14 protein-coding genes are annotated in these 12,462 nt (G+C 32.3%); 2 read left to right on the forward strand and 12 right to left on the reverse strand.

Going from position 1 to position 12,462, the window contains the following annotated elements; translation table 11 throughout:
* Positions 1-225: 225 nt before the first annotated feature.
* From pyk to SOP96_RS02605, 5 genes are read right to left on the reverse strand one after another with little or no spacing between them, the layout of a single operon-like run.
* Positions 226-1,671 carry a pyruvate kinase gene (pyk, locus tag SOP96_RS02585; protein ID WP_326319665.1) on the reverse strand — a complete coding sequence of 482 codons (1,446 nt, stop codon included), beginning with the start codon at positions 1,669-1,671 and terminating at the stop codon, positions 226-228.
* A complete protein-coding gene (locus SOP96_RS02590) occupies positions 1,664-2,137 on the reverse strand; it encodes an IPExxxVDY family protein (protein WP_326319666.1) in 474 nt (157 codons plus the stop codon). The genes pyk and SOP96_RS02590 overlap by 8 nt, the downstream gene beginning before the upstream one ends.
* Positions 2,115-2,876, reverse strand: a complete 762-nt coding sequence (gene rnc / locus SOP96_RS02595) for a ribonuclease III (RefSeq protein WP_326319667.1) — start codon at positions 2,874-2,876, stop codon at positions 2,115-2,117. The genes SOP96_RS02590 and rnc overlap by 23 nt, the downstream gene beginning before the upstream one ends.
* 9 nt (positions 2,877-2,885) lie before the next feature.
* Positions 2,886-4,130, reverse strand: a complete 1,245-nt coding sequence (gene fabF / locus SOP96_RS02600; RefSeq protein ID WP_326319668.1) for a beta-ketoacyl-ACP synthase II — start codon at positions 4,128-4,130, stop codon at positions 2,886-2,888.
* A 33-nt stretch (positions 4,131-4,163) separates the two neighbouring features.
* Positions 4,164-4,403, reverse strand: a complete 240-nt coding sequence (locus tag SOP96_RS02605) for an acyl carrier protein (RefSeq protein WP_002976354.1) — start codon at positions 4,401-4,403, stop codon at positions 4,164-4,166.
* A gap of 284 nt (positions 4,404-4,687) precedes the next feature.
* On the opposite strand from SOP96_RS02605, the gene SOP96_RS02610 reads away from it, so the two are divergent.
* Positions 4,688-5,230, forward strand: a complete 543-nt coding sequence (locus SOP96_RS02610; RefSeq protein WP_326319669.1) for a thermonuclease family protein — start codon at positions 4,688-4,690, stop codon at positions 5,228-5,230.
* 126 nt (positions 5,231-5,356) lie between these two features.
* Here SOP96_RS02610 and SOP96_RS02615 read toward each other — a convergent pair whose 3' ends face one another.
* A complete protein-coding gene (locus SOP96_RS02615) occupies positions 5,357-5,767 on the reverse strand; it encodes a hypothetical protein (RefSeq protein ID WP_326319670.1) in 411 nt (136 codons plus the stop codon).
* 957 nt (positions 5,768-6,724) lie between these two features.
* Between SOP96_RS02615 and SOP96_RS02620 the strand changes: the two genes are divergently transcribed.
* The gene (locus SOP96_RS02620) at positions 6,725-7,513 is read left to right on the forward strand and encodes a GLPGLI family protein (protein WP_326319671.1); all 789 of its coding nucleotides are present in this window, start codon (positions 6,725-6,727) and stop codon (positions 7,511-7,513) included.
* A 217-nt stretch (positions 7,514-7,730) separates the two neighbouring features.
* On the opposite strand, the gene SOP96_RS02625 is transcribed toward SOP96_RS02620, so the two are convergent.
* The 6 genes from SOP96_RS02625 to SOP96_RS02650 form a co-directional block, all read right to left on the reverse strand.
* The gene (locus tag SOP96_RS02625) at positions 7,731-8,414 is read right to left on the reverse strand and encodes a hypothetical protein (protein WP_326319672.1); all 684 of its coding nucleotides are present in this window, start codon (positions 8,412-8,414) and stop codon (positions 7,731-7,733) included.
* 150 nt (positions 8,415-8,564) lie between these two features.
* Entirely contained in the window at positions 8,565-9,341 is a 777-nt protein-coding gene (locus tag SOP96_RS02630) for a phospholipase D-like domain-containing protein (protein ID WP_326319673.1), read from the reverse strand.
* 67 nt (positions 9,342-9,408) lie between these two features.
* Positions 9,409-10,023, reverse strand: coding sequence for a hypothetical protein (locus SOP96_RS02635; RefSeq protein ID WP_326319674.1), 615 nt, complete (start codon positions 10,021-10,023; stop codon positions 9,409-9,411).
* Complete coding sequence (locus SOP96_RS02640; RefSeq protein ID WP_326319675.1) at positions 10,007-10,777, reverse strand: hypothetical protein; 771 nt, start codon at positions 10,775-10,777, stop codon at positions 10,007-10,009. Before SOP96_RS02640 ends, SOP96_RS02635 begins: the two co-directional genes overlap by 17 nt.
* A gap of 107 nt (positions 10,778-10,884) precedes the next feature.
* A complete protein-coding gene (locus tag SOP96_RS02645) occupies positions 10,885-11,607 on the reverse strand; it encodes a hypothetical protein (RefSeq protein ID WP_326319676.1) in 723 nt (240 codons plus the stop codon).
* 45 nt (positions 11,608-11,652) lie between these two features.
* Positions 11,653-12,435: an XRE family transcriptional regulator gene (locus SOP96_RS02650; RefSeq protein WP_326319677.1), complete on the reverse strand. Its 783-nt coding sequence runs from the start codon at positions 12,433-12,435 to the stop codon at positions 11,653-11,655.
* Between the last annotated feature and the right edge of the window lie 27 nt (positions 12,436-12,462).

Consider the following 12,462-nt stretch of genomic DNA (forward strand, 5'->3'; position numbering starts at 1 on the left):
AAGAAGGATGGAAAACCATCCTTCTAACTATTGTTTACAGCGTTGATTGCATTGATGCTGAAGAACTACATTCGTAATCTTCATAAAAGTATTCGTTTTTTATCAATTATTTCTCAGCATTGCCATATTTACTCTTCCAACCAACCGCTGAATATTGCAAGTTGTTTTGGACAAATACACCCCAGTATTTTTGACGGCATTACCAATAATAAAACTACATTTAAATTAAACGGTAGTTAATCTTAATGTATTTGTTTTTCCGCCTTCGTATGACGGAGTGGCATTGATGTTGATCACAAAATCTCCTGCTTCAATATATCCATAATTATGCGTAAGCATATTTACCTGGATAATCGTTTCATCAGTAGATTTCTTCATATCATAATAGTATGCATGAACACCCCAAAGAAGGTTCAGCATGGTGATTACCCTTTTGTTTCCGCTGTACACGATAATGTGAGAGTTCGGCCTGTGAGCTGCTAACTGGAACGCAGTATAGCCGGAACTAGTCAACGTAACAATTGCAGAAACATTAGTCGTTTTTGCGATTCTTACCGCTGCCAGACAAACCCTGTTCGTAATAAATCTCTCATCTATACAGTTGAAATCTTTTTCTATTGGTTCATTTCTGTGCTGGTAAAAATGAGTGGTCTCAATATTTTTTACAATTTTGGTCATATTTTCTACCACCTGCACCGGATATCTTCCCACAGAAGTTTCTCCTGAAAGCATTACCGCATCGGCACCATCCAATACAGAGTTGGCAACGTCGTTTACCTCAGCTCTTGTTGGCGTAAGGCTGTTGATCATGGTTTCCATCATCTGTGTAGCAATAATTACAGGCTTAGAATAGAACCTTGCTTTTTCTACCAGAGTCTTCTGGATAGCCGGGACTTCCTCCATCGGAACTTCAACACCTAAATCTCCGCGGGCAACCATTAAACCGTCGCATTCCAATAAAATTTCGTCAATATTTTTTACTCCTTCCGGCTTTTCAATTTTAGCAATAATCGGCGTTTTGAATTTTCCGTTCGGGTGTTTTGCAATTAATTCTTTCAGGTCGATAATATCCTGAGCGTGGCGCACAAAAGAAAGTGCGATCCAGTCGACATCCTGGTCAAGCATGAAGTTGGCATCCTGGATATCCTTTTCCGTTAACGCAGGAAGAGAAACATTTGTGTTCGGAAGATTAACCCCTTTTTTAGAGCTTAAAGGTCCACCCTGAATGGTTTTTGCTTTTACAGTATCGATAAGGTTGGTTTCCGTAACTTCCAACACCAGCTTTCCATCATCAATCAGGATTCTTTCCCCAACTTTTACATCCTGAGGAAACTGCTGGTACGTCATGTAAACTTTTGTAGAATCTCCTTCAATCTTTTCATTCGTGAAGGTAAGGATATCGCCCGGATTAAGGTAAGAACCTTCCTTTACGACCCCAACTCTCAATTTTGGGCCCTGCAGGTCTCCCAAAATACCAACAGAAAAACCGTACTCTTTATTAAGTTCTCTGATGATTTCAATATTTGAACGAACTAAATCGTAATCAGCGTGTGAAAAATTGATTCTGAAAATGTCAACACCTGCTTTCATTAACCCTAACATTACTTCCTTCGACGATGAAGCCGGACCAAGTGTTGCGATAATTTTTGTCTTCTTTAAATACTTATTCATAATACTGGATAATTTGATAAAGTTCTTCCTCAGAACCTAGTGTATAATCTTGAATAGGAAATACAAGATTTTCAGGGAGCAAAATTACGGAAAAATCAGGAAACTGTTCCGAACTATGCAAAATATATTGTACTTCTATGTGATTATTTAATAAAAACTTAATATTTTCTTCTCCTGTAAAAAGCTCGGTCTGTAGTTTTTTTTGTTTACTTTCCGAAGATCGGTTGGAGATGAAAGTGAAGCAGGTTTTTGTAAACTTATGATATGCTTCAAATCTTGGAAAAAAGTAATCATAATAAGACCCGTGATAGATGAGGTCATCAATCCGTTTAAAAGTCAGATCATTTTGTTGATTTACTTTAAAGAAAAACTCATGATCGGGTACATTTTTGGCTAATCTTACCAGTCCTATGGTAACATCTTCAAATTCTGTTTCGCCGAGATCATAAAGCTTTTGAATTTCCAAGTATATTTTCTTTTTTGTTTAAAATATAAAATGCTCTTTGTGCTGCTTTTTCTTCCGCCTTTTTCTTGGAGGTTTCGGTAGCGTTCGCGATTTTTTCTTCTCCCAGCCACACGTGGCAACGAAAGACAATCGATTTGTTTACCTGTATTTCTTCACAGGTTTCATACTTTATATTTAATTTTTTCTTTTGGCTCCATTCGAGCAGGAGACCTTTGTAGCTTACAATTTTATTTTCAAGCTTATTCATTTCAGTGGGCGTAAGAAGCCTCTCTAAAATAATCTTCCTGCATGTTTCATATTGAAAATCCAGGTAAACAGCCCCGATGAGGGCCTCAAATAAATTTCCGGAAATATTTTCGCCCAATGCTACAGAAGCCTGTTTTTGCAAAAGGTCGGTAAGTTTTAGATCTTCTCCTAATTTATTAAGATTCTTCCTATTCACAATCTTGGATTTCATTTGGGTCAGGTAGCCTTCATTAGCCTGAGGATACGTCTGAAACAAGTGGCATGAAATGATTGTGCCCAAAACAGAATCTCCTAAAAATTCCAGCCTTTCATAATTGCTGTCTCTGTTTTTAGAAGAGTTTTTCAATGAAAAAGCTTCGCGGTAAAGAGCAACATTCTGCACCTCAGTACCCAGAATTTTATTCAATTCGGTACTGAGAAAATAATCTCTCTCCGTTAATTTTCTTTTTCTTTTTTTGAGAAGGAATTTAGAAAAGTATTTCTGTAACTCCATTCAGTAGATTTAGATTTTCTTAAATAGAACGCAGGCGTTGTGCCCGCCAAATCCAAAAGTATTGCTCATGGCTACTTTTACGTCTTTCTTCGCAGCTTCGTTGAATGTAAAATTCAGTCTGCTGTCGATATTTTCATCATCCGTAAAATGGTTGATGGTAGGAGGAACAATACCATGAATAATTGTTCCCAACGCAGCAATAGCTTCAATAACTCCTGCAGCACCCAGCAGGTGGCCGGTCATTGATTTTGTAGAATTAATCTGAATGTCAAAAGCATGCTCTCCCAATAACTTTGAAATGGCATTGGATTCTGCAATGTCTCCTAATGGAGTAGAAGTACCGTGCATATTGATATGATCTACTTCATCAGCAGTTAGCCCTGCATCTTCCAGGCAGTTTTTCATTACCAGAAAAGCGCCTAATCCTTCAGGATGCGGTGCCGTCATGTGATGTGCATCTGCACTCAGACCTCCGCCTTTTAATTCTGCATAAATTGTTGCACCACGTTTTACAGCGTGTTCATATTCTTCAAGAATGATACATCCTGCGCCTTCACCCAGAACAAATCCATCTCTGTCTTTGTCGAAGGGTCTTGATGCTGTTTTAGGATCGTCGTTTCTTGTAGATAATGCCATCATTGCATTGAATCCGCCGACACCGCTTGCCGTAACGGCTGCTTCAGAGCCCCCACAAACAATAACGTCTGCTTTACCAAGCTGGATCAGCATTTTGGAATCAATTAAAGCATTAGCCGAAGAGGCACACGCAGAGACTGTAGTGTAATTGGGACCGTGGAAGCCATATTCTATAGAAATGTGTCCCGGTGTGATATCAGCAATCATTTTAGGAATAAAGAAAGGGTTGAATCTCGGAATTTCCGTATTGGCCCATCCCAACACTTCGGTTTCAAATGTTTCCAGACCACCGATTCCGGAGCCCCAGATTACGCCGACTCTGTTTTTGTCTACGCTGTCTTCAATAATTCTTGAATGTTCTACTGCTTCTCTTGCAGCTACCAGCCCGAGTTGCGTATTTCTATCCATTTTTTTTGCTTCTTTTTTATCGAAATACTGAAGCGGATCGAAATTTTTTACCTCGCAGGCGAATTTTGTTTTAAAGTTTGTGGCATCAAAAAGAGTAATCGGAGCGGCACCGCTCTCACCTTTTACAAGATTTTCCCAGTATTCTTTAGCATTATTTCCAATCGGTGTTATTGCTCCAAAACCGGTTACAACTACTCTTTTTAATTCCATAAACTTAGTTTAATTTTCTTTTGTTGAAGAATATTATTTATTTACTACTTCTTCGATATAAGCGATAGCGTGTCCTACAGTAGTAATTTTTTCAGCCTGATCATCAGGGATTTGAATGTTGAATTCTTTTTCAAACTCCATGATTAGTTCAACTGTATCCAATGAATCAGCTCCTAAATCGTTTGTGAAGCTGGCTTCAGGAGTTACTTCTGTTTCTTCAACGTCAAGCTTATCAGCGATGATAGCTTTTACTCTTGATGCAATGTCTGACATAGTAAATTTTTTTTTAATTGTTAGATGGTGCAAATATATAAAATTCTTTACGATAAAACATTTTTTTCACGCTTTTTATGGTGCATAGGGATGTATTTTGTTGTGTTCCGGGTTAGTCTTTTAGTTATCAGAGCTTTATATTTTGTTGTCTCGTAATGTCATTTATCTATAAAAAATGCTCAATATCTTTATGATAATCTGATAAAAATTTTGCACGTTAAGTAATGCGTATTTTAAAATGTGTAGCAGATTATCATTAGTTTTGCATCTTATTTTTACATGTAATGAAAGAAATTATTTGCGGTATTTTCGTTTTCGTTGTGGCATCTCTGTCGGCGCAGATTAAAGGGAAGGTCATTAAAATAAAGGATGGTGATACGATAGTTGTTTTACTGGCAAACAAATCGCAGCAAACATTACGGCTTGCGGAAGTCGACTGCCCCGAAAACGGACAGGCCTTCGGGAGCAATGCGAGGCAATTTACCGCTGCTCAGGTTTTCGGAAAAACGGTTGTTTTTTATAAAGTAGGAAAGGATCGCTACGGAAGAAGTGTTGCGGGCGTTTTCTACGACGGTGATAAATATTTGTCAAAGGAAATTGTGAAAGCCGGATTCGGGTGGTGGTATTTCAAAGCTTCCCAAAATACAGAGCTTCAGAAACTTCAGGATGAAGCAAAACATAAGAAGCTGGGTTTGTGGAGTGATGTAAATGCGATTGCTCCCTGGGAATTCAGGAAAAATAAAAAGAATAAAAAAATAAATGAAACTGTTTCAAATCCAATTATTGGATTTGTCATTCTGAGGAACGAAGAATCTATTAGAAATTAAATCTTAGATTCTTCATTTTACTGCATTGCATTCAGGATGACACTTTTGAAACAGTCTCATTAAGTTGATAAAATCATCCCACCAAATCATTGGTGAAAATAAATAGTATTTCAGATGACAGCAGGTTTATGCTTTGCAGAATGCATCCCATGTTGTCCAGAAGTGCGCATTGATCGCTCCCGGAGCCGGGTCTGTACTATCTGCCACGATTCCTACCATAGAAGCGCAGTTGGAGTTGCATCCGATCTGGTTTCTGCTTCCTTCCTGAGCCGGGATTTCTCTCCATGTTCCGGTAGAACCGCTTAACAATTCTACTTTAATATCAAAAATTCCTGAAAGGCCCGGAGTCTGAAGCTGCTTGGTTGGGTTTTCACTGGAGATCATGTCTTTCCAGTTTCCTTGTGAAAAGGTTACTCTCCACTGTCCGATTACTTTAGCCGTGTTGTTTTGTGGTGAAAGATATACCCAGAACTGAGCACCTCCTCCTAATTTTAATTCTCCTGTAGAATTTGCGTTGTAGCTTGTGTTTGCTTCCATGATGTTTGTTTTTTATAGGTTGTTTTGTAGGTCAAATTAACGCAGAAAAAAACATCTGGAATAGCGTGGAAATGACCAATTGGAGGATTAGGTGTTTGTACGGAGGGGGTGTGGTAGGCTATTACTATTGAAAAAGTAGAATGATTAGGTAAGTCTTAGTTATTAGTTAAGGTTATTATATTTTTGTGTTTTGATTATATGTTTTAATACTTTTTATATTAATATTACTATGTATATAAATAGTAGTATAGAGCATATTAAAAGCAAATAAACAGTATAGCCTTCATATTTTGTGTTAAATACAATTCCGATATGCTTCTGTCTTTCATATATTGTGTGTGATGACTTGAAGAATTGTTCAATTGATTTTTTCCTATACATTTATATCCGTCATTTCAAGATACTATCATGAAATTTTTAAAATTCCCATTATACTTTTTTATTGAGATTTAAATATTGTTGTTTTAAATTATATAATTGCTTTTTCTTGACAAACTTATATAAGTAATACGACAAAAGGTGTTGTGTTTTATTTTTTATTTACTGAATGATTACTGAAAACTCTTATCAACTTATCATCATGCGCGTATTGAATCAAGTAATTCCGATTACTATATGATTACAATATTTAACATAAAAAAATATATTTATGCTGTATAACATTATATTTTATATTTGTTTGTTAAATTTTAAAAATTACAATTATGAAAAAATTATTTACTGTAGCAATGCTTATAGTTGGTACAATGTCTGTATATGCTTCATATACGTTCCCCTTTAGAACCTCATATGGAAGAGTGGTACAGGTAGAAACAAATTCAAGTGTTTCTAACAGCGCTTTAGAACTCATACTTTCCCAAATTAATTACGTTCAATGTGGCGTATATCCCCAAAAAATCATAATTTTTTACTAACTGAAATGATAAAGCTACTTAAATTAGGTGGCTTTTTAAGACTATGAAAATAATAACAATTTTTATTTTAATATTTACTTCTATAATATGCAAATCTCAAAAAAACTTTTCGACAGAATATGAAGCCAGATATACTTTAGATTATAAATTAATAAAAAGCGAAAAAGAGCCACGCTTAACAACATTCATTTTACTTATGAATAATAAAGAGTCTTATTTCAAAAGCATGAATGTTTATGTTGGTGATTCTTTAATGTACTATAAAAAAATAAAAGAAAATGAAAACTCTCTTAATAATTTAAAATACACTAGTGAGTACCCTGAAAATATCGGCATTACTTTAGGAAAGATATATGTCACGTCTCCTATATCAGAAGGATTTGCAGCATATGAAGAGTCTAATAATATAAACTGGAAATTGGTTAATGAATTCAAAACCATTGGAAATGCCAAATGTCAGAAAGCAATTACTACCAAATACGGAAGAAACTGGATCGCCTATTTTAATCCTAAGATTCCATTAAATTTTGGACCTTATAAATTTAATAAACTTCCTGGTCTTATCGTAGAACTGTACGACGATAAAGATGAATTCCACTATAAATTGTATAAATTCAAAAAAAGGAAAGGACTTTGCCCTTTTGCAAATTCCTATAAATTAAAAAAACCAGTTAAAAAAGAAAAGGTTTATATGTGGCGAAAGAACATGATTCTTGATATGAATGCTTATAAAAGTATAGTGAAGGAAGATCCTGAAACTCTTCGAGAATCGGAAAGAAAGTTAAGAAAGCTTTATGATGATTATAATACTATAGAACTTAGTCCTGATTAATTTTTAATACATTCTTCAAGGGATTAGAAATTGATAATTTATAGAGATAGTTTTAATTTTATAGCATATGCTTATTAGTATCTAAATAAAACCCTGTAAACCGTTAATTTACAGGGTTTTGTGTGGAGTTGGAGGATATAAAACTTTCCTGTATTTATAGTTGTTAACAGTTGGAGATTTATGTTTGCTACCACAATTGCTACCACCTGAGATAATATTAGATAATTATATATTCATTATCGTGTTCAGATTCATAATGTTTTATAGCGGCGTTAGAAAACCCACTCATTGTATAATAATTAAACCCTCCACCAACAGTTGCTCCGACACCGAATGGTATTAATTTTCCTAACGCAATACCTCCTCTTTTGGTGCCCCATTTAGTAAGAATGGTAGTACCAACCCTTCTATTTATTTTTTGTAGCATTTGACCTGATACATTCCTGTTAAATTGAACAATTGCTACTTTAGTGCCAATTTTTTCAGTGGCTACTTTTGCTGATAAAATTACACCACTCCAAATACCTAAAATGTAAATAAAATCTTGATTAAATCCCTGTTCCATATCTTTGTTATTTATAACTCCAATTCCATAACAGATTTTAGCCATCAATCTGAGCATGAGTGTTAAATCTGCAGTAACCGTAGTCCCTTCAATAGCAACTTGTCCGATAGTTCCAATGCCAGGAATTACACTTGGTAAGGCAGATGCAATACCAATACTTGTATAGTTTCTTATTATTTTTTTAGAATACTTTTTAGATAATTCACTATTATTTAACTTCGGGTGACTGTTTCTAAGTTCATCTACTTCTAGCTTAATATCTTGAAGAGAAGGGGCAACAAAATTAACAATTGTGAGTAAATCAAATTTTGAAGATGTTAAATTTTCATCCATCATGTTTGCAATTTCAGGTTTTAGTTTTTATATTTCAAATATAATCAGAAAATTAGAAAAAAATTACGATTTACCATAAAACTTATGATTTTGTGAAAATAAGTGGATTCTTATTCAAATTGTCGGTTTACTACTAAATCAAGTATAGGGAGGTTATTGAGAAGTTAATCTTCTGTATTCGACTGAATACTTACTTGCTTGTTTTGGATCATATTCTACTGTTATATTTTCATCATTTCTAAATTCTGCATTATCAGACCAATTATATGATCCTGTTATGACAATCTGATTATCTATTACACAAAATTTATTATGCATAAGACCGCCTCTTGTTCCCTTTTTAATTTTAGTATGTGGAACTTGAGAAATATCCACCCCAAATTTTCTATTAATACCATCATCATAAATAGCAAGCTTTACCTCAATACCCTCTTTTTGTTTTTCGATTATTTTTTGAAATAGAATATTGTTTGTAAACCAAGCCATAACTAAAGTAATGGATACCTCTGCACTATCTAAAGCTTTTAAAATTTTAGTTTGAATATCCTGAAAGTGAGCTTCATTTATAATAGGTTGTTTTTTAATAATTACGCCACCTTGTATATTATATTCTCCATCAACTTCTTCAATTCCATAATTTTCAGAATTTAATATTTCTTGGAAATCAGATATACTGGATTTATTATCTCTAATAAAAGAATTTAAAAGTTGTCTGAAATTTTGGCTATCATTTAATTCATTTAATCTTTTACGTACATATTCAGTTTTTGATGGTCTTTGTCCTTTTGACTTTCCTATATCAGGGAGTCCAATTTCATCGTAGATATCTCTTATGCCATAATTATTAAAAAATCTGACAATCTCTTTTCCACTTTTCGCTTTAACAATGTATGGAATAATTTTTTCAATTGTGTAGGGTAAAAGTTTCATTTTTGATTATGCTTAAATGTATTGGTAATAAAAGTATTATACAATTTTGAATATAGCTTTTATTAAATTAAACAAATTTTCGTTCGATAACAGATAAATTAATATCATAATTTTTGCAGTAAGATTGAAAATCAAAAAGTGTTTGATTAGCGGTATTTTCGTCTACAAATTTTTCTAAATCATAACTTTTAAATAGCATCACCCCTTTTTCATCTTTTTCATAACCGTAATTTTCGGTTGTAAAATTTGTATTATTCCAATTGTCATTTCCAAATGATCCCCATGTATTTTTCCCAATTACAAAAATCAGTTTGGTTTTAGATGCTTCAGGCTCCAAAAATAAATCAGGATTAATCTTTTGGATAGTATTTTCTTTCTTTTTATCAAAATATCCGGAATCTGACATTAAAAAAATAGAAAATCTTATTTCATCTTTATCTATAATCTTTTTTTGAAAATGGAACTCATAGTAATAAAGATTTAACCAATCCCATGACCAAGATTTTAAATCTCCTGAACCATTCCTTGGTGAAACATTACTGAATTTGGAAAACCCACCTAAATATATAAAATCATATCTACCTTTAATGAAGCTAATGAGATCTAAAATTCTTTTTTGATAATCATAAATTAATCGGTAAGCCTTTCTAACTTCTATTAAAGTGTCATTTAAATCTTGCATAGGGAAATAATGTTATTTGGTTGGTGATGTTAATTTTTTGATGAGACAATTCTGATAACCAATTTGTCATTTGAGGTTTACTATAATTTAATGCTTTAAATTTGACTTGCTTTATTAAGACCTTCTTTAAATTGCTTAACCATTCAATTTTATAAAATTGATGTATTTCAAATGCTTTAATCATATCATCAAAAATTCTTATAATATGTTGTTCATTTAGATGATTTTTAAATTGTATTTGTTCCTTAAAATATATTATAGTATTTAACAAATTAGTCCAGGTTGTTTTACAAACTTTTATTGATTTATTTGGATAAAATACGTCTATCAAGTCGTCATTATCATCATGGTCATATATGCCACCTAATTGAATAAAATATAAATCTTTGTTTTCACTACCATATTCATTGAAATATGCTGTAATTTCCTTTTTCATCTGATCATCATATTGTTGGAAATAATCAAATCTTTTTGCTTCAATAATTATATCTATATTTTCAAGCCGTAAAAAAATGTCAGGTTCTACATATTTTTCATTAGTGGTGTTTTTTGGATTCCATTTATCCCAAAAAGAAATATTGAGAAATACCCCACAATCATTGGGTATTTTATCGTGTAGAAGACTATTTTTAATAATTTTTATGATGTATTCAGATGGCAAATATTTAATTAAATCAAATATACTTGCCGTCAAACTATCTTCACAAATACAGAAATTGTTAATTCCATTTTTTTGAGAAATGTAAGAGATCATGTTGAGATTTTAAATATATTAATACATATTTTAGATCAAAGATTAATATAATTTAGTAGAAATCTAATATACAAATCAGCTGTTCAATATAAGTTAAGGAATTAATATTATTTTCTTACTACCATATCTAAGTATAGGAAAATGATATTCCGAATAGCATCTTTTTCAGATTGCATCATTTCTATATGCCATATTTTCTTACCAAATAAACTATACATTACTTCCTCATTTGATATCATGATTTTGTTAAGAACTAAATATAAATTATCATCAACGGAAATATCTGATTCTTCAATTGTATTGGAATTCGAATCTTTTTTTATAATTAATTCTTGTGGATCATAGTTATAATTATCACCTTCAATTGTAAATAAAGCTTTAGTAAAATTGATTGGATTTTTACTAATATACCTTGTTATAAATCTCATTTTCACCTTGTCTTGGGATATTACCAAAATAGGGAAAATGTTCATATTGATATAGCTTTTAGGTCTGATATAAATAATATCTGTTTTGAGATCTTTAGAAATGATAAATTTTTCTCTTTCAGTAATTGGAAATTCGTGAAATTCTTTTACAATTGGACGGAGCTGAAGAATTGAAGTTTTTAGACTTTTCAAAGTCTCTATTACTTCTATAATTTTAGTTTTTAAATCTTGATTATTTGTTTGTTGTGATAAATATTTTAGTTGTGATATTGAGTTGTTAATTTCTTTTGGATCAGTATTATTAATTTCTTTTAGAATATTATTTAGCTTTAAATATTCGTCATCTTGACAATAAAGTAAAGAACAACATAGCAAAGAAATAAAAATTGTTAATTTTTTCATGGTTTTATTTATTAGTTTGTTCTAATTTACGGATTTTTCAAAATGTTATATAATTTTATCAAATATTTTATCATTTATTCTCTTAATATCATTTCTTAAGATTAAAAACATTTCTTGTATATTATAATTATCAAGATTATCCGGTTCAAAATCTTCTGGGAAGATCCCCGATGCGTATTGCCAGATTTCAACGATTTCTCCCAATGGAATCTCATAAGGTTGATAAAATGAGTTGTCAGAAGTTACGATTATAGATTTTTCATTTTTATTTTTAAATCTTTTATAAGATATACCATCATTGAGTGTTACGAAAACATAACTTTTGTTTGGTTTCAATTCCTCAATATTTTCGATATATTTTCCAATAATAAAAGAACCATCTTTGAATGGCGGCATTGAATCTCCTTTTGCGGGAAATGCCCTATATTTTCCATTAGTGAGAAAAGGTAATGAAATCCTCTGTAAACTTTCGATATATTCAGGATCACTGTAACCGGACAAATATCCCATAGATGCCTTCTGAGGGACAATTTCAATACTGTTGTTTCCTAATTTATCAACAACAACAGGTAAAACAATCCGATTATCAGGGAGTTTCAAAATATCTTCTAATGGGTATTTTCTGATATCAACAGTTAGAAGTAAGTCAATACTTACATTGAAATACTTTGAAATTTTAATTAAAACTTCATACGGTGGTTCCGAACGACCGTTTTCATATTTTGAATAACGATCCCGACTGATGATAAGAATTTCATCAGCAAAACTCTGTTGAGATAATCCTTTCTTACCTCTCAAAAACCTTATATTATCTGCAAAAATTGACATTGGGACAAATTGTACCGACAAATATAA

This window comes from Chryseobacterium salviniae, assembly GCF_035819015.1.
GTDB lineage: Bacteria > Bacteroidota > Bacteroidia > Flavobacteriales > Weeksellaceae > Chryseobacterium > Chryseobacterium salviniae.